The 20,426-nt window shown below is 46.6% G+C and carries 15 protein-coding genes; 10 read left to right on the top strand and 5 right to left on the bottom strand.

Features of this window, described 5'->3' with window-relative positions:
• The first annotated feature begins 9 nt into the window (after positions 1-9).
• Together bamB and der are read left to right on the top strand one after the other, a co-directional pair.
• The gene (gene bamB / locus GOL65_RS07835; RefSeq protein ID WP_140920030.1) at positions 10-1,191 is read left to right on the top strand and encodes an outer membrane protein assembly factor BamB; all 1,182 of its coding nucleotides are present in this window, start codon (positions 10-12) and stop codon (positions 1,189-1,191) included.
• Between the two features lie 154 nt (positions 1,192-1,345).
• On the top strand, positions 1,346-2,845 hold the full coding sequence (gene der / locus GOL65_RS07830) for a ribosome biogenesis GTPase Der (protein ID WP_140920029.1): 1,500 nt from the start codon (positions 1,346-1,348) through the stop codon (positions 2,843-2,845).
• Positions 2,846-2,949: 104 nt separating this feature from the next.
• Here der and GOL65_RS07825 read toward each other — a convergent pair whose 3' ends face one another.
• Complete coding sequence (locus GOL65_RS07825) at positions 2,950-4,773, bottom strand: monovalent cation:proton antiporter-2 (CPA2) family protein (protein WP_140920028.1); 1,824 nt, start codon at positions 4,771-4,773, stop codon at positions 2,950-2,952.
• Positions 4,774-5,215: 442 nt separating this feature from the next.
• Here GOL65_RS07825 and GOL65_RS07820 point away from each other — a divergent pair, with 442 nt between their 5' ends.
• Both GOL65_RS07820 and GOL65_RS07815 read left to right on the top strand, forming a co-directional pair.
• Entirely contained in the window at positions 5,216-6,172 is a 957-nt protein-coding gene (locus GOL65_RS07820) for an AEC family transporter (protein WP_140920077.1), read from the top strand.
• A gap of 12 nt (positions 6,173-6,184) precedes the next feature.
• Positions 6,185-6,412, top strand: coding sequence for a zinc ribbon domain-containing protein (locus GOL65_RS07815; protein ID WP_140920027.1), 228 nt, complete (start codon positions 6,185-6,187; stop codon positions 6,410-6,412).
• A gap of 96 nt (positions 6,413-6,508) precedes the next feature.
• On the opposite strand, the gene GOL65_RS07810 is transcribed toward GOL65_RS07815, so the two are convergent.
• The gene (locus GOL65_RS07810) at positions 6,509-6,826 is read right to left on the bottom strand and encodes an MliC family protein (RefSeq protein WP_140920026.1); all 318 of its coding nucleotides are present in this window, start codon (positions 6,824-6,826) and stop codon (positions 6,509-6,511) included.
• 218 nt (positions 6,827-7,044) lie between these two features.
• On the bottom strand, positions 7,045-8,403 hold the full coding sequence (gene xseA / locus GOL65_RS07805) for an exodeoxyribonuclease VII large subunit (RefSeq protein ID WP_140920025.1): 1,359 nt from the start codon (positions 8,401-8,403) through the stop codon (positions 7,045-7,047).
• Positions 8,404-8,577: 174 nt separating this feature from the next.
• Between xseA and guaB the strand changes: the two genes are divergently transcribed.
• The 3 genes from guaB (at position 8,578) to GOL65_RS07790 (ending at position 13,207) form a co-directional block, all read left to right on the top strand.
• Positions 8,578-10,047 carry an IMP dehydrogenase gene (gene guaB, locus GOL65_RS07800; RefSeq protein ID WP_140920024.1) on the top strand — a complete coding sequence of 490 codons (1,470 nt, stop codon included), beginning with the start codon at positions 8,578-8,580 and terminating at the stop codon, positions 10,045-10,047.
• A gap of 158 nt (positions 10,048-10,205) precedes the next feature.
• On the top strand, positions 10,206-11,783 hold the full coding sequence (gene guaA / locus GOL65_RS07795; protein WP_140920023.1) for a glutamine-hydrolyzing GMP synthase: 1,578 nt from the start codon (positions 10,206-10,208) through the stop codon (positions 11,781-11,783).
• A gap of 215 nt (positions 11,784-11,998) precedes the next feature.
• Entirely contained in the window at positions 11,999-13,207 is a 1,209-nt protein-coding gene (locus tag GOL65_RS07790) for a tyrosine-type recombinase/integrase (protein WP_179038375.1), read from the top strand.
• 117 nt (positions 13,208-13,324) lie between these two features.
• On the opposite strand, the gene GOL65_RS07785 is transcribed toward GOL65_RS07790, so the two are convergent.
• Together GOL65_RS07785 and GOL65_RS07780 are read right to left on the bottom strand one after the other, a co-directional pair.
• A complete protein-coding gene (locus GOL65_RS07785) occupies positions 13,325-17,149 on the bottom strand; it encodes a hypothetical protein (RefSeq protein WP_179038216.1) in 3,825 nt (1,274 codons plus the stop codon).
• Positions 17,150-17,170: 21 nt separating this feature from the next.
• Positions 17,171-17,482: a HigA family addiction module antitoxin gene (locus tag GOL65_RS07780; RefSeq protein ID WP_179038215.1), complete on the bottom strand. Its 312-nt coding sequence runs from the start codon at positions 17,480-17,482 to the stop codon at positions 17,171-17,173.
• Between the two features lie 1,002 nt (positions 17,483-18,484).
• Here GOL65_RS07780 and GOL65_RS07775 point away from each other — a divergent pair.
• From GOL65_RS07775 to GOL65_RS07765, 3 genes are all read left to right on the top strand, one after another.
• Positions 18,485-19,393 carry a phage integrase N-terminal domain-containing protein gene (locus GOL65_RS07775; RefSeq protein ID WP_228723071.1) on the top strand — a complete coding sequence of 303 codons (909 nt, stop codon included), beginning with the start codon at positions 18,485-18,487 and terminating at the stop codon, positions 19,391-19,393.
• 95 nt (positions 19,394-19,488) lie between these two features.
• Complete coding sequence (locus tag GOL65_RS07770; protein ID WP_140920016.1) at positions 19,489-19,785, top strand: type II toxin-antitoxin system RelE/ParE family toxin; 297 nt, start codon at positions 19,489-19,491, stop codon at positions 19,783-19,785.
• A 3-nt stretch (positions 19,786-19,788) separates the two neighbouring features.
• Positions 19,789-20,079 (top strand): addiction module antidote protein, encoded by a 291-nt coding sequence (locus GOL65_RS07765; RefSeq protein WP_140920015.1) that lies wholly within the window; start codon positions 19,789-19,791, stop codon positions 20,077-20,079.
• Positions 20,080-20,426: the final 347 nt, after the last annotated feature.

Here is a 20,426-nt window from a genome sequence, read left to right as displayed (position 1 = left end):
GGGATTTGAATGAAATTACGTAGAATTTTTTGCGTAGGATTGCTGTCTGTAACCATGCTGAGTGGTTGTTCGCTGTTTGGCGGCGATGATGATGCTGTAAAAATGTCACCACTGCCACAGGTGAGTAACCAATTTTCACCGAATAAGCACTGGAGTACTTCAGTGGGGAACGGCGTTGGTGAATACTATTCTCACTTGCGCCCATCCTGGCAGGACGGTCGCATTTATGCGGCAGCGCGTAATGGTCAGGTTAAAGCAATGGATGCCGATAGCGGTAGCCAGGTTTGGAAAGTTGACGTAACTGAAAGCGCAGGTTTCTTCTCTTCTGCAAAATCACCAATGTTATCTGGTGGAGTAACGGCAGCGGGCGCGCATGTTTATGTTGGCAGTGAAAATGCCATGGTTTATGCCCTTAATACTGCTGATGGCGCGCTGGCATGGAAAACCCTGGTTGCTGGTGAAGTACTGTCTCGTCCGGTAGTGAGTAATGGTTTAGTGCTGGTTCATACCACTAACGGTATGTTGCAGGCGTTAAGTGAAGCGGATGGTACCATTAAATGGACCGCCAACCTGGGAATGCCACTGCTTTCTCTGCGTGGCGAATCAGCGCCAGCTGTTGCACATGGTGCAGCAGTTGTTGGTGGTGATAACGGTCGTGTGAATGCGGTACTGTTAGATCAAGGTCAGTTAATTTGGCAACAGCGCATTTCTCAGCCAAGTGGCGCAACGGAAATTGATCGCTTAGCTGACGTAGATAGTACCCCGGTGATCGTTGACAACGTTGTTTATGCTCAGGGTTATAATGGTAGCTTTACTGCCATGGACCTGCGCTCAGGCCAGATTATCTGGAAACGCGATATGGGCTCAGTTAATGATTTCTTTATCGACAGCGGTCGCGTTTTTCTGGTAGACCAGGATGATAAAGTGGTTGCTCTGACGCTGAATGGCGGAACTATTCTGTGGACACAGAACGATCTGTTGCATCGCCAACTGACTGCACCAGTATTGTTTAATGGTTATGTTGTGGTCGGCGACTCAGAAGGTTATCTGCACTGGATGGACAGCTCCACCGGTCAGTTCGTCGCACAGAATAAAGTTGATAGTGATGGATTCCTGTCCTCGCCAATCGTTGCAGGCGATCGACTGGTAATTCAGGCTCGTGGCGGTAGCGTTTACTCCTATAGCCGCTGAGTTAATGATTATCCAAAAGGCATGATGTTATTGAATTATGCCTGCTGAAAAACGGCTCCTGACATCAGGGGCCGTTTCGTCTTCTATAAAGATGGTGATGTTTTTTAATTAACCATTTTAAAATCATAGAGTTAAAAAGAAAGAGGCTTTAATAATGATCCCTGTTATCGCGCTGGTCGGGCGTCCCAACGTGGGTAAGTCCACGCTATTTAACCGCTTAACGCGTACTCGTGATGCATTGGTTGCTGATTTCCCGGGATTAACCCGTGACCGGAAATACGGTAAGGCCGAATCTGCTGGCCACGAATTTATCGTCATCGATACCGGTGGTATTGATGGAACCGAAGACGGCGTTGAAACCCATATGGCAGGTCAGTCGCTATTGGCGATTGAAGAAGCCGATGTCGTTTTATTTATGGTGGATGCCCGTGCAGGACTTATGCCTGCGGATCAGGGTATCGCTCAACATCTTCGGATGCGTGAAAAGGCGACTTTCCTGGTGGCGAATAAGACCGATGGTCTGGATCCTGACAGTGCGGTAGGCGATTTTTATGCGCTGGGATTAGGGGAAGTCTACCCGATTGCTGCTTCTCATGGGCGTGGTGTGACCTCTCTGATTGAGCAGGTGCTGGGCCCGGTAGTTGAAGAAGATGAGTCTGCTGAATCAGAAAATCAGGATGATGAATTTGCAGATATCGGTACTGATATCTGGGATGAAGAGTTTGATGAAGATGCCGCAGAAGGAGAGGAAGAAGAAGATTCCTCTTATCTGGAAAATTTACCGATTAAACTGGCGATTGTTGGTCGTCCTAATGTGGGTAAGTCAACGCTAACTAACCGTATTCTGGGTGAAGAACGCGTCGTGGTTTACGACATGCCGGGAACAACCCGTGACAGTATCTATATTCCGATGACGCGTGATGAGCGGGAATATATCCTGATTGATACAGCAGGTGTGCGCAAACGGGCAAAAGTTACAGAGACGGTAGAAAAGTTCTCTGTGATTAAAACCCTACAAGCCATCGAAGATGCAAACGTGGTATTGCTGGTGATCGATGCTCGTGAAGGCATTTCCGATCAGGATCTTTCCCTGTTGGGATTCATCATCAATAGTGGGCGCTCACTGGTTATCGCGGTAAATAAATGGGATGGTTTATCGCAGGAAATCAAAGAGCAGGTTAAAGAGACATTGGATCTGCGCTTGGGTTTCGTTGATTTTGCCCGGGTTCATTTTATCTCTGCTCTGCACGGTAGTGGTGTGGGTAATTTGTTTGAATCAGTACAGGAAGCCTATCGCTGTGCAACCCGCAGAGTAAGTACCTCGTTACTGACGCGGATTATGCAAATGGCGCAGGATGACCATCAGCCACCTTTGGTCAGCGGTCGTCGTGTGAAGCTGAAATATGCCCATGCCGGGGGATATAACCCACCAATTGTGGTTATCCATGGTAATCAAGTGAAAGACCTGCCGGACTCCTACAAACGCTATCTGATGAACTATTTCCGCCGTTCGCTGGAAGTAATGGGAACACCAATTCGTATTCAGTTTAAAGAAGGTGATAACCCGTTTGCGGGCCGTCGTAATAAACTGACGCCAACTCAGCAGCGTAAACGTCGTCGTTTGATGCAGCATATTAAGAGTCGTGGTAAGTAAGTATTCGGAAAAGTAAAAGGGGCGCTATATGCGCCCCTTTTGTTTGTCAGCTCTAAACTATCTCCAGTGGAGATGAGATCTCTGGCTTCAGAGAATTTCTTTTATCAACCGGCTTCTGGCCGCTGATGTGGTTCCAGAGTTTTATCATCGTCATCAGACGGGAGTTCAAAGTCAGTATCGGTAACGATAGGTTCACTTACCGTATTTGATTCTGCTTCAGTATCGTCATTTTCAGGTTCCTCTACCGGAGCCATCATCTCATCTTTACGCAGAGAATCGACCAGTTCGGATACTTCCTCATCTGCCACACCCAGAACTTTCAGCGCTTCGGCACCAATGTGCAGACTGCTTTCCAGAGTTTCAATAACAACCCAGTTGGCACCGGCTTCCAGCAGTTGGTCCTTTAAATCTTTGTCCAGCACCCGGGCTAATATTTTTAGCATAGGATAAAGTGAACGCAGCGTTGATACCGCTTTAAGTGCACTGGCGTTATGGTCGATAGAGACAATTACCATTTGCGCTTGTTCAACACCAATCACGTTAAGCAGTTTTGGGTCAGTGATATCACCGAAATAGGCAGGAATACCGGCTTTTTGGGCTTTCTTCACCACTTCCGGATTCTTCTCGATCACAATATGAGGAATGGAGGAATCCTGCAGCATTTGAGCCAGTACATGACCGGTATCACCGTAACCTGCAACGACTACTCGTGCGTTATTAGCCGTTTCATCCGGTGTCAGAGTCTGGTCAATCTCAGACAGTACGCCTCTTCTGGTCAGGCGACAGCCAAAAGCATACAGGCTTGGTGTAAACGCCATACTTACCGAGATGACGCCGATACCCATGATAAAGGTTGTATCATCAATTACACCAAAGGCTTTAGCGACACCAAATAATACAAAGCCGAATTCACCGCCCTGACAGAGCAGGAAAGCAACTTTAGTTGCGGCTTCTTTGGAGGTGCCAAACAGTAGCGACAGGAAAAACAGAACAACAATTTTAATCAGCAGGACAACGGCCACATTACTGACAAACAGCACCGGAGTTTGTGCCAGTGTCATAAAGTCGATAGACATACCTACTGAAATAAAGAAGATACTCATCAGCAGGCTTTTAGCTGATTCAACGCTGGCGTGAATTTGGAAGCCATATTTAGAGGTAGACAGCATCATACCCATAATAAATGCGCCCAGTGCCATGGATAAACCGAAGTGTTCCATCACATAAGCAGCTAACACCACGGCAAACATCACAAACAGCGAGAAACTCTCGCGATAGCCTTTACGCGCCATCCGGTTCAATAACCAGGGCACCACATAGCGACCAAATATAATAACCAGCAGTAGCGCGCCAATAACTGAAATGGTCTGCATCCACATAGGGGAATCATCTGGCAGTACCGCAATCTTATCGGAAAGTAATGGAACCAGCGCCAGTAATGGAACAATGGCTAAATCCTGCATTAGCAGAATGGCAAAACCAATACGTCCGTGTTCGCTGGAGAACTCATTATGCTCCTGCAATATTTGAATCACGAATGCGGTAGAAGAGAGCGCCAGCGTCAGGCCAATAATGATGGCCGCATTGGCTGAATTGCCAAGCAAATAGAAATAGGCACCAATAGCGATACCAGAAAGTAATATTTGCAGCGAGCCTAAGCCAAAAACGACTCTTCGCATTGACCAAAGGCGCTTAGGTTGCATTTCCAGGCCGATGATAAATAGCAGCAGAACAATACCAAATTCAGAAACATGCAAAATTCCATCAACATGTTCCTTATGAATAACCTGACCCGGCGTATGAGGACCGATAATCACACCCGTGATCAACAGGCCCAGAATGGAACCTAATCCGATCTTTTTTGATAGCGTAACAGTAACCGCAGCAACAAACAGGATAATAGTAAGTAGTAACAAAGGCTCATTCATCAGGCATGCTTCCTGTAGTAATTGCCCGAAAAGGTAGAGCTATTGGGAGTGTGGTTCTCCATAGAAAGATATTCCTTATCATCAGTTTTATCGTCAGGTTTCATATTTGAAGTGTTGTATCACGCAAGGGCTGAGGAGGAGGGTAAGCCCGTAAACGCTGACGTCCGAGCAATTATTATACTCAACAGTGGCCATTTAGCGCAGATCAATTTTGCGATCGGGACAAACTTATTTTCTTGCCGGGTAAATTTTTTCAATTGTTATAGTTTCATAATGATAATATGGCTTTAGGGCTTTTATATGAAAATTTACTCAAATGTGTGGTGTTTACTTATTTATTTTGCAGGATAGAATGGTGAGACTGTGGTTTTAGCCTTATAGAATAACAATATTTTATAAATTTTAGGCTCTGCTAAATTGTTTAAAGGAATAAACAAAAATGATGTCATGGGAAACATGGAGTTTCGCTTTTAGCGTAACGGTTCCTACCTTATTAATGATGCTGCTTGGGGTTTTCTTACGGCATCTGCGCCTGATTGACGATCATTTTTGCGATACCGCCAGCAGAGTGGTATTCAATATCGCTCTGCCTTGCCTGTTGTTCTTCAGTATTGCCGGAAATCATGAAGATTTTCAAAGTCATTTACCGATGATGATGCATGCCGCTATCGGAACGCTTGGTAGCTTTTTGTTATTGGAATTGGCTGCGCCTTACTTAGTTAAAGATCGCAGAGAAAGAGGGATCTTTGTTCAGGGGGGCTTTCGCGGAAATGCGGCAATATTAGGTGTTGCATATGCCTCAATGGCGTTTGGTAGTGAAGGCGTTTCTGTCGCATCATTCTATATTGTTGTCACTGTGATTTTGTATAACGTTTTATCTGTAATTACCCTTGCCCGCAGTTTATCAACCGGTCCTAATGGCAGGCCAAGTTTCACCAGTATTATTCGCGGCGTAGTCACTAACCCGTTGATCATCGGTATTTTGCTGGCATTACCCTTCTCTGTTTTTTCTATTCATATTCCTGATGTATTAACTAAGACCGGTAACTATATCTCTGGTATCGCGTTACCACTGGCACTGTTATGTACTGGTGCCAGTCTGGATTTTCGCGCCATGTTTCGTTCATCGAATGTCGCGATGCTCTCCTGTGTTGCCCGGGTTCTTGTAGTGCCATTACTGCTGTTTTTAGGCGGATGGTTATACGGCTTCCGTGGTGCACCGTTAGGAGTTATATTTTTACTGTCGGCGACACCGACAGCAGCAGCCAGTTATGTTATGGCGCGGGCGATGGGGGGAAATCCTACCTTAGCGGCTAACATCATTGCGCTGACGACTCTGACATCATTTTTCACCACCGCTCTTGGTTTATTGTTGTTAAGAGGGAGCGGTCTGGTTTAGCGAGGAATCCTGATGGATGCGCTCTGTCCCCACTGTCATCGTGCCATGCTCTGGAAACAAGGTAATACTTTCTATTGTGAAGGCTATCATAAGGCTTATCAGCAGATAGCCCTTTGCCCCGACTGCAATAAACCATTGGAAAAGATGCAGGCCTGCGGTGCGGTAGATTATTTCTGCCAGCATGGTCATGGTTTGATATCGAAGAAGCGGATTACGTTGAAGTATGTTGAAGAAAAATAGGTGAATATTCGGGTATTAACCCACTGTTCAATTTTAATATATTAGTTTGACCGCATAAAAATGGGCGATTTAACGCCCATTTTTATGACAGAGATATTATTGTAATTTACAGTCATTATGAGGATATGACTTTTTATTGCTTTTATCTTTATATACCAACATACCCATATCTCCTTTTAACGAAAGGGTATACTGGTTGCTTACGTATTTTTCGCCAGAAGCCGATTCTTGCGCTTTTAATGTAGCAGTATTGCCCGCACCGTCTACAATCTTAACTTTATTAGAGTTTATGCGGGTAAGTTCAAATGAATAACCGCCATCATCGCAGCTATAGTTAGTGGTTTTTTGTGTTGAGGCAGCGATAACGGATGTTGATGCCATTCCGAGAATCATAACGATAAATAGCTTTTTCATTTCATATCTCCATATATTGTGAATTACTGACCACCAATTTTGGGGCGCTATCTATATCTCATTAATCAGCTCAAATAGGTGAATTAATAATAGTAACATAATGTAATTATGTGGAATGTATAATACCGAGGTCTATTCATGGGGGATGGAGGGATTAAAACAGCTAGCCTGTTATGAAGATTCTCATGGCTACTGTTGGATAGTGAAATTTTCCAGAATTAAGATTTATTATTGGCAGAATGAATACCGCTGACCTGGCTTTCAATCCAGCCATCGCTCAAGCGAGTTTTCAGCGTATCGCCAGTTTGTATTTGTTTTAGTTTTTTCAGTGTTTTCCCCTCGGCAGTGGTTGTCACACTATAACCTCTGGCCAGGGTTGCCAGTGGGCTTACTGCTTCCAACTGTGAATAACCAACGCTAAAACGCTGACGCGCGGCATTAAGCTGTCGTTCCAGCGCCTGCTGTAACTGATATTGATACTGTTGCAGTTGTTGCTGGCAACGATGAACTTTAACCTGCGGCTGAGTGTGTAACAAACGCTGTTGTAAACGTTCTGTCTGGCGGCTTGCCAGGCGCAGGCGGGTTTGCATTCCCTCTTCCAGCCGATTTTGCAGTTTCAATAATGCCGTTTGTTGGCGGGATAATCTTAACTGTGGATGTTGCTGTTGCAGGCGACTGTCCTGACGGGTAAGGCGCTGACGCAAATGAGTCAGATAATAATCCATTGCCATTTCCAGACGCTGTTGCTGCGACTGTAAACGACGGATTAATTCAGGCTGATTACGGCTGATAAGTTCTGCCGCCGCAGATGGCGTAGGCGCTCGCAAGTCAGCAACAAAGTCTGCAATAGTGACATCTGTTTCATGACCGACTGCACTGACAACAGGAATCTGGCTGTTAAAAATAGCTCGGGCAACCAGCTCTTCGTTAAAGCACCAGAGGTCTTCCAGAGAACCTCCGCCGCGTCCAACAATCAATACATCACATTCATTACGTTGATTAGCCAGTTCAATGGTTCTGGCAATTTGCAATGTGGCTTCGCTACCCTGCACCATGGTTGGGTAAATGATTACCGGCAGGGAAGGATCGCGTCGCTGAAGGATCTGCAACATATCGTGCAGAGCCGCACCAGTGGCCGAAGTAATAATACCAATGCAGGTTGCCGGAGAAGGAAGAGGGCGTTTACGCGCCGGATTGAATAATCCTTCATCCGACAAACGCTGTTTAAGTTGTTCAAATCGCTGCTGCAATAGACCGTCACCGGCAGGCTGCATGCTTTCGGCAATCAGCTGATAATCTCCGCGCGGTTCATACAGGGTTATCGATGCCCGTACTAAAACCTGCTGACCATTTTGTGGCTGGAAGGTGGTTTTACGGTTCGCGGTGCGAAACATAGCGCAGCGTACCTGAGCCTTATCGTCTTTTAGGGTGAAATACCAGTGACCAGAAGAGGGTTGAGAGAAGTTAGAAATCTCTGCGGATAGCCATATCTGGCCCATCTCCATTTCCAATAGCTGACGAACCGTCTGATTTAAACGGCTAACGGTAAAGATTGGAGGGGATGAAGGTAGTGACATAATGTGACGGAGATCAAACTCGATAACGGCGACTTAATTAGTCGATACTACATAGCTATACGCGCTAATCAAGTTTTTTTTGAAAAAAGTGTGGTGTGGATGGATATATCTCTGTATACTTCCTCGGCAATATTTTATCTGTTTCTAAACCCCTAACCCGGTGAGATATTGCCCATGCTACGTATTGCTAAAGAAGCCCTGACATTTGACGACGTTCTGCTCGTCCCTGCACACTCCACGGTATTACCTAATACTGCCGAATTATCAACGATGTTGACCTCAACAATTCGTTTAAACATTCCTATGCTTTCTGCCGCTATGGATACCGTTACTGAAGCCAGTCTGGCAATCGCTCTGGCACAAGAAGGCGGCATCGGTTTTATTCATAAAAATATGTCAATTGAGCGCCAGGCGGAAGAAGTTCGCCGGGTGAAAAGACATGAAAGCGGCATTGTTAGTGACCCTATCACTGTAACGCCGGAAACTACCGTTCGTGAAGTTAAAGAACTGGCGCTGATTAATGGTTTTGCTGGTTATCCTGTGGTAGCTCAAAATAATGAGCTGGTAGGTATTATCACCGGTCGTGACGTGCGTTTTGTGACCGATCTTAACCAACCGGTTAGCGCATGGATGACACCAAAAGAGCGTCTGGTAACCGTTAATGAAACCGAAGCTACCGATCGTGAAACCGTATTCCAGAAAATGCATGAAAAGCGCGTAGAGAAAGCGCTGGTGGTTGACGATAAATTCCATCTGCGCGGTATGATTACGGTTAAAGATTTCCAGAAAGCCGAACGTAAACCTAACGCCTGTAAAGATGAGTTGGGCCGTTTACGTGTAGGTGCTGCTGTTGGTGCTGGCGCCGGTAATGAAGAGCGTGTAGCCGCACTGGTTGAGGCTGGCGTTGACGTTCTGCTAATTGATTCCTCCCACGGTCATTCTGAAGGCGTATTACAACGCATTCGTGAAACTCGCGCAGCTTATCCTGATTTACAAATAATCGGTGGTAACGTGGCGACTTCCGCAGGTGCTCTGGCGCTGGCTCAGGCTGGAGTTAACGCGGTGAAAGTAGGTATTGGCCCTGGCTCTATCTGTACTACCCGTATTGTTACCGGCGTGGGTGTACCACAAATTACTGCTATTGCTGATGCAGTAGAAGCCGTTGGTCACTTGGGTATTCCAGTGATCGCCGATGGTGGTATTCGTTTCTCTGGTGATATTGCTAAAGCTATTGCTGCTGGTGCTTCCTGCGTCATGGTCGGTTCAATGTTAGCTGGTACTGAAGAGTCTCCGGGGGAAATCGAACTGTACCAGGGACGTTCTTTCAAATCTTATCGCGGTATGGGATCGCTGGGTGCGATGTCTAAAGGTTCTTCTGACCGTTACTTCCAAACCGACAATGCGGCAGACAAGTTAGTGCCGGAAGGTATTGAAGGTCGCGTAGCGTATAAGGGGCTGTTGAAAGTGATTATTCACCAACAAATGGGTGGATTACGTTCTTGTATGGGCCTGACCGGCTGCGGCACTATCGATGAACTGCGTACTAAAGCGGAGTTTGTTCGTATCACTGGTGCAGGTATTCAGGAAAGCCACGTACATGATGTGACCATTACTAAAGAGTCACCAAACTACCGTATGGGTTAATTCAGATTTCTTCTGAATGCTAATAAATTGAAGCGGGAGTGTGAGTTATCCACATTCACCTCTCGTATTCTCCTTGCCAACAACGCTATAATACCGGGCAATTTCTTCTTGTCCGGTCTGCTATCAGGCCTCACATTACCGTTTTTGGAAAGCGATACATGTCAAAAAACATTCATCAGCAACGCATTCTGATTCTGGATTTTGGTTCTCAGTACACTCAGTTAATTGCCCGTCGCGTCCGTGAAATCGGCGTTTATTGCGAACTCTGGGCATGGGACGTCAGCGAAGCGCAAATTCGTGAATTCAATCCAACCGGCATTATCCTGTCCGGCAGTCCGGAAAGTACTACTGAAGCCGGAAGCCCACGCGCACCGGAATATGTATTTAACGCCGGTATTCCTGTTCTGGGTATCTGTTATGGTATGCAAACCATGGCAATGCAGTTGGGTGGCAAAGTTCAGGGCTCTGACGAGCGTGAATTTGGTTATGCCAAGGTTGATATCATTAATGATAGCGAATTTGTCCGTGATATCCGCGACACGCTGTCAGCAGATGGCAAACCACAGTTAGACGTGTGGATGAGCCATGGCGATAAAGTTACCGCTATTCCTGCAGGTTTTACCGCTGTTGCCAGCACTGATACCTGTCCGTTTGCCATTATGGCAAATGAAGAAAAACATTTTTACGGTCTGCAGTTCCATCCAGAGGTGACTCACACCAATCAGGGACTAAGCCTGTTAAAGCGTTTTGTGCTGGATATCTGTGGCTGTGAAGGCCTGTGGACTCCTGCATCTATTATTGATGATGCTATCGAGCGCATTCGCCAGCAAGTGGGTGAAGATGAGGTTATCCTCGGCCTGTCCGGTGGCGTTGACTCATCAGTAACCGCTATGCTGTTGCATCGTGCCATTGGCAAGCGTTTGACCTGCGTATTTGTGGATAACGGACTGCTGCGTCTGAATGAAGCAGAGCAAGTGATGGATATGTTTGGCGATCGCTTTGGCCTGAACATTGTCCATGTGCCTGCGGAACAGCGTTTCCTGAGCGCGCTGGCCGGTATTAACGATCCGGAAGCGAAGCGTAAAGTCATTGGCCGCGTGTTTGTGGAAGTGTTTGATGAAGAAGCATCAAAACAAACTAATGTGAAGTGGCTGGCACAAGGCACCATCTATCCTGACGTGATTGAATCTGCCGCTTCTGCGACGGGTAAAGCGCATGTGATTAAGTCTCACCACAATGTGGGCGGTTTACCGGAAGAGATGAAGATGGGGCTGGTTGAGCCGCTGAAAGAGCTGTTTAAAGATGAAGTGCGTAAGATTGGCTTAGAGCTGGGCTTACCGTACGACATGCTGTACCGCCATCCATTCCCGGGCCCAGGCTTAGGGGTTCGTGTTCTGGGCGAAGTGAAGAAAGAATATTGTGATTTGCTGCGTCGTGCTGATGCCATCTTTATTGAAGAGCTGCATAAAGCTGATTTGTATAATAAAGTCAGTCAGGCATTCACCGTGTTCTTACCAGTTCGCTCTGTTGGTGTAATGGGTGATGGTCGTAAGTATGACTGGGTTGTTTCGCTGCGTGCGGTAGAAACCATCGACTTTATGACCGCTCACTGGGCGCACTTACCGTATGACTTCCTTGGTCGGGTTTCTAACCGCATCATCAATGAAGTGAATGGTATTTCTCGTGTGGTTTATGATATTTCGGGTAAACCACCGGCGACGATTGAGTGGGAATAAGTTTTTAGCTTCCACTGAAGACTGTTAATGTCTTTAAAAGCCAGTTAAATCAAATGATTGACTGGCTTTTTTGTTTTTTATAAGCCATCAAAATCCACTGAAATCCGCTCTCTGATACCGTGATTTTTAACGGTATCGCTTTTCATTATTTGTGGTAGATTGGAAAAAATACCGTTTAGGCTGACGGTATTTCACACAAGCGTGAGGAGGCGATGATGCTGACGGATAGCAAATTAAAAGTGCTGAAAGCAAAAGATCGGCTTTACAAAGTGGTTGATCGTGATGGGCTGTATGTTGCCGTGTTACCTTCTGGAACCGTGTCGTTTCGTTACGACTACAGCATAAATGGCAGGCGTGAAACCCTCGCACTCGGTAGGTATGATCAGATAACGCTATCAGATGCACGGGAAAGATTACGCGAGGCAAAGAAGCTCATCGCTCAAGGGCTATCTCCTGCGGCTGAAAAGCAACGGCAGAAAGAGCAGACAAAATCGACCTATTTCGGTGACTGGCTTGAACGCTGGTTTCAGGACGCAGACTACAAGGATAGTACGCGCAATATCGTAGAGGGCATCATCAAGCGCGATGTCAGACCCAAATTCAGCAAAAAGCTGCTGAGTGAAATCACCCCGGATATGCTGCGTAACCACTGTGAGAAGATCAAGGATAGGGGAGCTTCAGCGTCTGCCGTCAAGACACGCGATATTGTGGGCAACGTATTTACCTACGCGAAAGCCAGGGGCGTTAAATGCGAAAATCCAGCGGAACATGTGGCCCCTTCGACCATTGCAACGTTCAAGCCCAGAGACAGGGCCTTATCCAAAAGAGAAATTGGCCTGTTCTTTAATACGCTGAAAAATGCTCAAACGTCCCATGCGCTGAAGGTGGCGCTCAAGATAGTCATGCTGACCATGATCAGAAAGAATTCCATTGTCAACGCTACTTGGGATGAAATAGATTTTGTTACGGCAGAATGGGTGATTCCAGCCGAAAGAATGAAAGCCAGCCGCCATGGAGCAGGGCGTCCGCATGTCGTTTATCTGTCCCACCAAGCCCTGGATCTGCTTATGCAACTGCATATTCTGGCTGATGGTTCTCCGTTTGTTATGCCGAGTTTCGGGCAATCTCAGCACGGAACAATAGCGTTGAGTTCCCTTAACCGTGCGGCGAACCATGCGATTGTGCTAGCTCAGAAACAGGGCTTGCCGCTGGCTGATTTCACTATCCATGATATGCGGCGCACAGCATCCACGCACTTGCATGAAGCCGGTTATAACTCGGATTGGATTGAAAAAGCCTTGGCTCATGAACAGCGAGGGGTGAGGGCGGTGTATAACAAGGCTGAATACGCCGAGCAAAGAAAGCAGCTTTTGCAGGATTGGGCCGATATGGTGGATCGGTGGATTGAAGAGTATAAGGTGTAGAATTTGTATTATGCCAAATGGAAGTGGCCGCTGCGCCCGGTATGCTCCGGCTGCAGCGGCGGGAAGTAGAGGTTTTTAGAACTTAGATTAGACGAAGCCAAAACCCATACTGAATGATTACTCAAATCTTTGCTCCCGCCGGTTGTACTCCTCCGTTTCACGCTCTCTATTTTCTCTAATTGACCTATTTAAAAGAGAAAGTTTGGCCTTTGCAATCTCTCGCACCTCAGGAGAGTCATGATTCAGTAGTTCTGAGAATGCCTGCGACCGAGCCTCAAGAATATCGGCAAGCGATTCTGACCAGCTGCTAGGAAAAGATCTGGAGAAAATAGTCTCAACTATAGCGGCTTTGTTTTCTGCAGCATTTAAAAGTAATATGGCATGTTGGCTGAGAGCTATTTGCTTTGGATTTTCTAGCGGCTGTAATTCTTTGTCTAAAGACGTATATGCCGATACAGCACCAGTTACTTTCTGAATTCTATCTTGATTTCCATTACACCAATTTAGCACACGCTCGATAGGTGATAAGTTTAATGGTGAGCTACTTCGGTTCGCCCTATCTTTGAAAAGAAAGTGCATGAGTTGCTCACTACTCTCACTATCTAGAAATACTCTATCTAAAATGTATTCTGGATAATTTTCTACTAGATGAGCTATAATATTTTCCAGTTCGAAACCATATAAGCGATACGTCTCAATTCCGCCGCAAAGTAAGTTAATTATTTCGCGTATTTCATTCTCCGTTGCTGGTTCTGATAAACACTCTTTAATAACGAGGTTCATTCCATGAGACTGCCGACCTCTAATTTCATCTCTGTGCAATGAAAGCATTTTAAAAATAGCTTGTCTTCCAACATGACGTAATTCAGCGCTAGGACTGTACTTGCTCCCATTTTCAGTAAAGAACCGCATGCTCAATATTTCAATGGTTGAAAATATTCCATTGTCTAAATTGTTAAGTGCGGAAAGCAATTTTGATAAATCATCATCAGTAATAGACTCATGCATCCGGCCAGAACTTATCTGTAGAAACCTCCGTGGCTCGAGTTCACCAGCCCTGGCTAGTTCAATAAGCTTTTTTGTACCCCAAGGGGCTATCGGAGTTGCAGTCAGAATATTTACAAAATATGGTTTTAGCTCTGGTACATCTAATACAGACTCTTGGAGTTTTCGAGATAAGCTAGGATTACATATATGAACGCCAGCAATAAAGCCGCAAAAGAGGCCTGGTTGAACTACTTCTAGCTTTTGCTTTTGCATCAGACAGACAAGAGAATCAAATGCTGATTTTTGATCTAATGAGCCTTTAGCTAACCCTTTACCAAATGCCCAAGGCGAATCAATGTGCTTGTCCCATAGTCTTGGTGCCAATCTTTCAAGGTATTTATATTCAGATATCGCAAGTTCACCTAATTTTTCTATCTTTTGATAAATTTCTTCTGAGCTTTTTGTGTAGTCCCCGTCTCTAACCTCTAGATGATCCCATGTGTTAGTTAGAGCATATGCCTCAATTTCGGAATAGGGGTCAGCCGGCGCAGCTAAACGCTCAAGCGTTTCAAGCCTTGTAAATATTTTAGGGGTATGTTTATCTCCGTTGTAATGGATTGTCCGCTTAATGGCCATCCACATATTTAGCCACTTACCGCCAGTACCGTATTTGCGCACGACCTTTTCAAGGATGTCAAAGCAACCTGCATAGCTCCATAAGCTAACAAAGTGGTTTGCCAGTATCTCTTTTGCCCACTCACTACGTAACTCATTGTTCGAATCTAAAAGTGGTACTAACAGCTTAATAAAACCTACGTACCAGTCTAATTCCTCTTTATTTGTCTTTGGCTCCCATCCATAGTCCCTACTACGGGCGCCAAAATCAAAGCCTCCAAATGAGGTCCAGTGAGAAGCCTCAAACGCAGAACAAAAAATGTCCCGTGCAATCTCAAGCTGCCTTAAGTTACCGGAATTTAGTATTCTACTCACAAATGAATACCTTCGCGATGGTTTAGCCTGTGTACCAGAGAGATACAATGAAAAAAGACTCGCCAATTGCCTAGCGATGCTATTGTTATTCTCACCAGATTTTTCTGTCTCCGCAAAGCGAAGAATTAGCTCAGCAGCACGGTCAAAGTACTGGTCTTCATATGCGATTTTTCTAAGTAGTCTTATAAAAACAGAGAAGTTTTGATTGTTTCGAGAGCAAAATTCTGGGGTTTCTGATGCATCCTCTATAGCGGTTAATACTGCATCTGGAAATACTGGTGCGATATAGCTTAGAGCTGTAAGTAACTCAGCACCACACAATGAAATATTATGAAATGGTCCACCGGTTTTCATCCACGAACGAGCAAGATACCGCGCGGGTTCAAAATCATGTAGATAACCTAGTCGATGGGCACATGACCTGAATAATCGTAAATTATCTACTTTTAACAACTCAGTATTAATTTGGTCAGGGTGGATATTCTGAAGGGCTCTTCGTGCGAGACGATTAGCTAAAGCATGTGGCAGAACTGCCCGCCAATTTCCTCGTTGCTGCGATAATTGCCTCCGTAACAACTCGGCATGATTACGATTTAACTTTTGACGATCCAATCCGCCAATTTTAGAGAGAACACTCAATTCATCGTTGAACGCCTTTGGAGAGACATTAAACGAGTAAACCAAAGATAAAACCTCTGCACTTTCAAGTAAACTTTCAGTTTTCCCTTTTCTTTGATTGAACAACCTCTGAAATAAATCTTCATCAGAAAAATTTGCTAAAGTCTCGTCTGCCCCCACTCGGCTTGCCAATGCAATAGCAATACGCGCATTCCCACCGGAAAATTCTGCAACTTTGTCTGCATTGACCCGCCCAAGAGAAGAAAATCTTTTTTGAATGAGTTTAGAAACGGTTTCCTCACTTGATGGTTCAATATGTATTACTTCTGTTTCTTCTGGTCGATCATCCGAGATGTCATATTCGATGGTAAGAAGGCTCAACTTAGCTTGATTTGACGATACTTGGTTTTGCAGCTTCCTATGAATATCTGGTGGGCAATTATCCAGAACTACATAGCTTGAAAAATCGTTAGCTATTAAGTAGGAAACAAGTTCAGATGCCGTTGGGTATAAATCATCACCAAGATCTGCATATATTACATTTGCTTCCGGTAGAGATTTTTCGCATACACCTTGTTCAAAAAGTGCTTGAGCAAATCGTGTTTTTCCAACTCCTGATAGACCAGTTAGTCGGACCACCGAACCATCTCCACGTAATCTTTCACGCACAAGCATAATTCCATCAGCAATAGCTATAGGGCTTTTTTGGTGAGAATTTATATCGATTACGCAAGGGTGCTCGTCCAGTAAAAACTCATCTTCTTTATCAGGTGGAGTAGCAGTCCATCTGCCAAAAGGTAGCCATCCTGATAGAGGCTTTCCCAGCCTAGAGCGAACCCACAGGGTAACACCAGGAAATTGTCTCAACCATGCGCTAAGCCGATCTCTACCATAAAAATCAAGGAGAATATCTTCACTATTTGATAAGCCTTCGACGGCAGATTTCATACCAAGAAGACGTTCAGATAGCATTTTGTCCGAACAATCATCTTTGCCACTAACAATTACATAAGCACCTTTTTTATCTATCAAATCACCTATAACAGTTTTTAACTTTCCTTTATCAAGCATTTCCTTTTTGCAGGCAGCCTTACTCATACCGTTTTTCTTTACTTGAAAACCAGTATTCTCACGGCTTACAAAGCCTGGATTTGATAAAGGAATTGCATCGGTAACTCGAATATCGAGGCCGCCGTCAGCAGCCTCCTGCGCACCACCCCACAAAACACAAGATGGCTGAATTTCTTGGCGAATCAATTCAGCTTCACACAATCTAGCGACCATTTCTCTTAGATCAGCATCACTAAGATTTGAAATATCAGGAGGTTCAAGCTCAAAAAAAGTCATTAGATTTCACAATTCCCTTTGCTACGAATTACTACCGGCGACATTGAAAGTTCGTATAGACAATCGCCTGATGGGTGGATGTGTGCGCTGTTTTGTCTGCCATAGATCATGCGCAACCTGCTCAGCCAGATACTGACGTGCTCGACCCAGGCCAGCCAGTTCCAGACGATGGGCCAGATCTGCACTGATAGCCGCCCGACCATTAAGCACTGCGGAAAAATGGCTACGGGAATAGCCCAGATGCTCCGCCAGTGCGGTAATGCTCAATCCAATTTCAGGCAATACATCCAAGCGTACTGCTTCGCCTGGATGAGGGGGATCGTACATTGACATACAGACCTCCAGCGATGGACAGAACGGATAAACAAAACATAAAACCGTAAGGTATCACCTCGCGATATGCTGTTCAATCCGCGATTAAGACGGCTACGTCAACCCTTAAGGCTGGCGGGTAGTTCACTACCGCGCTGCGCTTGGTGCCTCCCCAGGAAGACAACGGCAACCGTTATCTTCCTGGGGAGGTCTGATGATATCGCGGCACGATGCGGCATCAATGGCGCTTTTATGTGGTGCTGTGAAGTGTGAGGCGTAGAAGTCGGGTCAAGGGCAGGGGGGGAAACCGCAGCTCGAAGAGACCGGGTGAGCACCCTGGCGAAGCAGACCCTTGACGCGACTGGAACGCCTGACGCTGGCGGCAATGCCGGGGGATGGGTGTTTAACCATCCTCCGGTAATTGCCTCGCGGCGAGCGGGGTTTGGGGGGGCTAACACAGAGCCATTTGCCGCAAAGGGGCTGTCACTGCCCCGCAGTGACAGCCCCCACCACCTACGCAAGAATATGGGTTAGCGCCGTATCCTATTGTTTATTGTTTGCGTGATGATGCCCTGGCAGACTGGCCGTGCAATAGCCTTTTCGGTGGGCTTCATTCACCGGCACTGACGCAGGGCAGTCAGCGTCAGGTCGGCAAAAAATTGTCGATGCTGCCTTCTTATGCGCCCGGCTCGTCATGCGCATGACCCCTTACCCATAGGGGGAGCCTGATTATTCTGTCCCCTTCTTCTCTCCGTACCCTAGGTGCTTCAACCCTCACCGGCAATCGTTCAGTGCGCAATGCCTGACACCGTTCGTCTTCATTTTCTATCACTTTTCTCACACACAGGAGGTTCTCCACAGCGCCGTGCGCTCTTTTTCACGCAGCAACCCCGCCCGATCTCCCCGCAGGGAGTACGGCGGATGCCTCAATGCAGGCAACAGGTGACTAAGCACCTGGCCCTAGCCCTTCGGGGATCTCGCTTTGGCGAGTTGGCAACAACACTTACCGATGAAAACTTAGTTTTGACCCTACACGCACACACACGAGAGCCGCAGGAGGCTTTGATGGATGATTTAACTTACACACTGCGCCAGCTTTGCCAGCGCAACCGGGACGGCAGCCATGCAACACAGGCCGACCGGCTGCGATCGCTGACGTTGATGAGCCGCCAGTTACGTGACGTCGGTTTCCGCCAGATGCGTGCAACTTCGCTCAAGGGCAAGCATATCGAGGTCTTGTTGCAACGCTGGCAGACCGAGGGCTTATCCGCTGGCACGCTAAAAAACCGTCTGGCACATGTGCGCTGGTGGGCTGAGAAAGTGGGCAAGGCCGGTATTATTCCGGCAGACAATACCCGGCTCGGTATTCCTGAGCGGCGTTTTGTCACTCAAGAGAGCAAAGCGCAGGTGTTAGGTAGTGATGCCCTGGACAGGGTGAATGATCCCTGTGTACGCATGAGTCTGGCCCTGCAACAGGCTTTCGGGCTGCGTCGTGAAGAAGCAATCAAGTTTCGTCCTGGCTATGCAGATCAGGGTGATTTCATTTTGCTGAAAGGCTCCTGGACGAAGGGCGGACGGGAGCGGGTTGTACCGCTTACAACGCCGCAGCAACGAGCCGTACTCGATGAAGCGCACCAGTTGGTCGGGGCAGGCTCACTAATCCCTGCGCAAAAAACCTACATCCAGCAGCGCCACACTTATGATGGACAGTGCAAGGGGGCGGGATTAAGCCATATGCACGGGTTACGACACCACTATGCACAACAGCGTTATGAAGCCTTGACCGGCTGGCAGGCTCCTGCTGCCGGAGGACCAAGCGCCAAGGCATTGACCCGAGAACAGCGCGTTCAGGATCGGGCCGCACGTCAGATCATCAGCCGTGAATTAGGCCATGAGCGTTTAGCTATTACAGCGGTTTATCTGGGACGATAACTTAACGCTCCACGACCCGGCGTTGAGTCATCACTTTAAACTCCCCAAATACAATTTTTTTGATATTTTGTAATCGTTCGATTACAATGAATAACATGTATACGATCAAGACCACTCACAAATTCACCGAATGGTTGTCCAGTATCAAGGATGGTATGACCAAGCGTCGCCTTGCGCGACGCATCGAAAAGGCCCAGTTCGGGAACCTTGGCGACTGTAAGCCTGTCGGTGAAGGAGTATGGGAAATGCGTGAACACTTTGGTGCTGGATGGCGTATGTACTACATCCAGCGCGGAACCGTATTGATTGTGATGCTGGGCGGTGGAGATAAATCCTCGCAGTCGAAAGACATCGCTGAAGCCATTGCCCTTGCTGCAACCCTTAAGGACTGAACCATGAAAATTTCCAACTTGCCCGAATTCGATGTTACGGAATACCTGGATAGCCCCGAGGCACTTGCCGAATACCTGACCGTGGTAATGGAAGAAAATGACCCTGCTGCACTGGCCCAGGCTCTCGGTACAATTGCCCGTGCCCGTGGAATGAGCGACATTGCCAACGCATCCGGGATTTCCCGTGAAGCGCTCTACAAAGCATTGCGCCCTGATGCTCATCCGCGATTTGACACCATTAACCGTGTCTGTGCTGCTCTTGGGGTTAAGCTGGTTGCTCAGGCAACTCACTAAACATCATTCAGTAGGGGTAAAATCGGGAGAGAATCGTTATCGCGAAGTAGTTTTTTCCTGCGACGGTAGATTTGACGGTATTAATATTTTTGAACGGTATAAATCAATTATAAATCAATGCATTAAATACCATTTCAACGATTGAGTGGGAATGATTGGGTTGCCGGGATTTGCCGGTACCTGCTAGCGAAAATGTCCTGAAGCCCGCGTAATTACGGGCTTTTGGCTTTTTGGATCTGGCAAGTTCAGGCAGCTTTGTGCATCGCCAAGCACCGTGTTTGTATGGCATGGTACGGGGTATTGACTGAGCCAAATGCCATGTTCGGTGCTCGATACCATGTCGCCCT

The sequence above is a fragment of the Limnobaculum xujianqingii genome, from assembly GCF_013394855.1.
Classification (GTDB): Bacteria; Pseudomonadota; Gammaproteobacteria; order Enterobacterales; family Enterobacteriaceae; genus Limnobaculum; species Limnobaculum xujianqingii.
The sequence above is the reverse complement of the archived record's forward strand: the minus strand, read 5'-3'. Positions and strand labels throughout refer to the sequence as shown.

Coding starts and splice junctions, on each gene's coding strand:
- bamB (WP_140920030.1), top strand. CDS start 10: ATGAAATTACGTAGAATTTTTTGCGTAGGATTGCTGTCTGTAACCATG.
- der (WP_140920029.1), top strand. CDS start 1,346: ATGATCCCTGTTATCGCGCTGGTCGGGCGTCCCAACGTGGGTAAGTCC.
- GOL65_RS07825 (WP_140920028.1), bottom strand. CDS start 4,773: ATGAATGAGCCTTTGTTACTACTTACTATTATCCTGTTTGTTGCTGCG.
- GOL65_RS07820 (WP_140920077.1), top strand. CDS start 5,216: ATGTCATGGGAAACATGGAGTTTCGCTTTTAGCGTAACGGTTCCTACC.
- GOL65_RS07815 (WP_140920027.1), top strand. CDS start 6,185: ATGGATGCGCTCTGTCCCCACTGTCATCGTGCCATGCTCTGGAAACAA.
- GOL65_RS07810 (WP_140920026.1), bottom strand. CDS start 6,826: ATGAAAAAGCTATTTATCGTTATGATTCTCGGAATGGCATCAACATCC.
- xseA (WP_140920025.1), bottom strand. CDS start 8,403: ATGTCACTACCTTCATCCCCTCCAATCTTTACCGTTAGCCGTTTAAAT.
- guaB (WP_140920024.1), top strand. CDS start 8,578: ATGCTACGTATTGCTAAAGAAGCCCTGACATTTGACGACGTTCTGCTC.
- guaA (WP_140920023.1), top strand. CDS start 10,206: ATGTCAAAAAACATTCATCAGCAACGCATTCTGATTCTGGATTTTGGT.
- GOL65_RS07790 (WP_179038375.1), top strand. CDS start 11,999: ATGCTGACGGATAGCAAATTAAAAGTGCTGAAAGCAAAAGATCGGCTT.
- GOL65_RS07785 (WP_179038216.1), bottom strand. CDS start 17,149: ATGACTTTTTTTGAGCTTGAACCTCCTGATATTTCAAATCTTAGTGAT.
- GOL65_RS07780 (WP_179038215.1), bottom strand. CDS start 17,482: ATGTCAATGTACGATCCCCCTCATCCAGGCGAAGCAGTACGCTTGGAT.
- GOL65_RS07770 (WP_140920016.1), top strand. CDS start 19,489: ATGTATACGATCAAGACCACTCACAAATTCACCGAATGGTTGTCCAGT.
- GOL65_RS07765 (WP_140920015.1), top strand. CDS start 19,789: ATGAAAATTTCCAACTTGCCCGAATTCGATGTTACGGAATACCTGGAT.